At 74.4% G+C, this 3,116-nt stretch carries 1 pseudogene; it reads right to left on the bottom strand.

The window, feature by feature from the left end:
- A pseudogene (locus WH07_RS41575) lies at positions 1-3,116 on the bottom strand (helix-turn-helix transcriptional regulator); the annotation flags it as partial.

Raw genomic sequence — 3,116 nt, 5'->3', positions numbered from 1 at the left:
ACCTCGGCCAGGTCCGGGAAGAGGCGCAGGCGGTGCGAGAGTGCCGCCGCTTCCGTACGGCCCGAGACACCCAGCTTGGCCAGGATGTTGGACACATGGACGCTCGCGGTCTTGGGCGAGATGTACAGCTCGGTGGCGATCCGGCGGTTGCTGTGACCGGCCGCGACAAGACGGAGGACATCTTGCTCGCGGGGAGTCAGGCCCAGTGAGCGGGCGGGATCCTGGCCGGGGCCGGCGGCTGTGTCCGACGCCTGAGCTGTGCCGGCGCCGGGACCCGCGGCGAGGCTGATACGGGCCCGGCCCGCCAGCAGCGCGAGATCCTCGGCGAGAGGCCGCGCCCCGAGGTCCACGGCCGTTCCATGGGCCTGTACGAGCAGCCGCGCCGCTTCCGCGCGGTCGCCGTGCGCGTCCAGCAGGGCGGCGGCCCAACGCCCGCGGGCCAGCGCCAGTTCATAGGGGCGCCCGGTCTCCTCGAAGGCCGTGACGACCCGCGCCCAGGCCTCCGGGGCCGCGGTGCCCTGCGCGCGTGCCAGCTCGGCCTCCAGCATCACGCCGTACGCACGCCAGACCGGTACGAGCGTGGGCAGCCGCTTGGCGTGGGCGCGTATCGACGCGAGCACCTCGGGCCGTCCGGCGTCCGCGCCCGGCAGGCCCCTGGCGTCCGCCTCCATGGCCGCCGCCGCGCACAGCAGCGGCAGCGCGTACCGCTGGGTGCCCGGCGGAAAGCTGCTCGCGCCGTTCTCGGTCAGTCGCGCCAGCTCGGCCCTGGCCTCGGCCGGCGCGCCGCGCGCGGCGGCGACACCGATCATCACCCGGGCGGGGGTGATGAAGTGCTGCGGCTGCTGGTCATGGGTGCCGATGAAACCGCGGCCCAGCTCCACCTGCCGGGCCGCCTCGTCGAGTTCACCGCGGCTCAGGGCCAGCTCCGCGCGGCGTATGGCGACGATGCAACGTGCCTTGCCGGAGTGGGCGAGCCCGGCGGCGATGTCCAGGACGGCGTCCGCCTCGGACCAGCGGCCCAGGGCGTAGAGCGACTGGGCCTGGTTGCCCCGGACCCAGGCCTCGGTGTCGGCGAGCCCGCGCTGATGGGTGACGGCCGTGCCCCAGTCCGCCGCCGTCACCGCTTCCTCGGAGCGGCCCATGCTCTCCAGGGTGGAGGGCAGATTGATGCTGGCGCGGCCCAGCACCGCGACCGCGCCCAGCTCGTCGGCCCGGTCGCGCACCTCGTACATCTCGGCTATGCCCTCGTCCACTCCCCCGGCGTCGGCGGTGAGCCAGCCGCGGGTGAGGCGGGCGTGCAGCTCGGTGTGCTCGGCGCCGACCAGCCTGGCGTACTCGACGGCGCGGTTGGCGGCGACCAGGCTGTCGGGCCCCGGCCGGTGCAGCGCACCCCACGCGGCGACACTGGCCAGGACCTCCGCGTGCACGGCCGACGGCTGGAGTCCTTGTACGAGCTTCTCGGCGATGGCGAGTTCCGGCCAGCCGTCGCCGCGTGACACGCGGCCCGCAGCGGATCGCCCTCGCCGTCCTCGCCGTCCAGGGCGCGGAGGGCCTTCTTCGCTATCGCCAGGGCCCGTTCGCGCTCGCCGCCGACCCGGGCGGCGACCGTCGCCTCCGCCATCAGGTCCAGATACGTGAGCGGATTGGACGGGGTGGCGGCGCAGAGCGGATAGACCTCGGTGTCGGCGTCGTCCGGTGGGCGCAGGGTGTTCCTTACGGCCTCGGGGGCGTCGTCCCACAGCTCCATCGCCCGCTCCAGCAGCCGCAGTTGCTCGGAGTAGGCATAGCGCTCCCGTGCCTCGACGGAGGCCTTCAGGACGGCGGGGAGGGCCTTCGCGACATCGTGCGCGTGGTACCAGTGGCTGGCCAGCCGGGTGGCGCGCTCATCGGCCCGTACGAGCGAGGGCTGGGCCTCCAGCACCTCCGCGTAGCGCCGGTTGAGCCGGGACCGCTCGCCGGGCAGCAGATCGTCGCTGACCGCCTCGCGCACCAGGGAGTGCCGGAAGCGGTAGCCGTCGCCGTCCGCGGTGGGCAGCAGGATATTGGCGCCCACGGCTGCCCGCAGCGCCTCGATGAGATCGTCCTCGGCGAGCCGCCCCACCGCCAGCAGCAGCGGGTATTCGACGGTGGTGCCGCCCTCGGCGACGATACGGGCGACCCGCTGGGCGTCCTCGGGCAGCGCCTCGACCCGTACGAGCAGCAGATCGCGCAGCGAGTCGCTCAGCCCGGAGCCACAGCCGCAGCCGAGGGAGCAGGCCAGCTCCTCCACGAAGAAGGCGTTGCCGTCGGAGCGTTCGAAGATGTCGTCGAGCAGCGCGGGGTCCGGTTCGGCCGCGAGGATGCCGGTGAGCTGACGGAGCACTTCGGCCCGGGTGAACCGGGACAGCTCGATCCGCCGGACGGACCGCAGCCGGTCCAGCTCGGCGAGGAGCGGGCGCAGCGGATGGCGGCGGTGGATGTCGTCGGCGCGGTAGGTGGCGAGCACGACCAGCCGGCCGCGGCGCAGAGCGCGGAAGAGATAGGCGAGGAGATGGCGGGTGGAGGCGTCCGCCCAGTGCAGATCCTCCAGGACGAGCACGACCGTACGATCGGCCGCCAGCCGCTCCAGCAGCCGGGCCGCCAGCTCGAACAGCCTGGCCGTGCCGTCCTCGCCGAGCGCGCCCCGGTCGGGCCGGCCCAGCTCGGGCAGGATCCTGGCCAGCTCGGCTTCCTGGCCCTCGGCGGCCGCCGCCAGCTCTTCGGGCAACTGGCGGCGCAGGGAGCGCAGGGCCGTGGAGAAGGGCGCGAACGGCAGCCCGTCCGCGCCGATCTCCACGCATCCGCCGACCGCCACGACCGCGTTCCTGGCGCACGCGACGGAGCACAGCTCCTCCACGAGCCGGGTCTTGCCGACCCCGGCCTCACCGGCGATGAGCAGCGCTTGGGGCTCGCCCGCGGTGGCGCGGGCGAGCGCTTCGGTGAGCGCGGTCAGCTCGCCGGCCCTGCCGACGAACACCGGGCTGACGGACCTGGTCTCCACGGGCCAGAGCATCGCACAGGGGTCCGACAACGCGGCACTCGTTATCGGGGCGGCCGGGACGGCCGGGACCCCGGCGCCGACGACCGAAGCGCCGGCG

It is taken from the genome of Streptomyces odonnellii (genome assembly GCF_000981895.1).
Lineage (GTDB): Bacteria > Actinomycetota > Actinomycetes > Streptomycetales > Streptomycetaceae > Streptomyces > Streptomyces odonnellii.
Note: the sequence above shows the minus strand (reverse complement) of the source record. Positions and strands in the feature narration are given on the sequence as shown.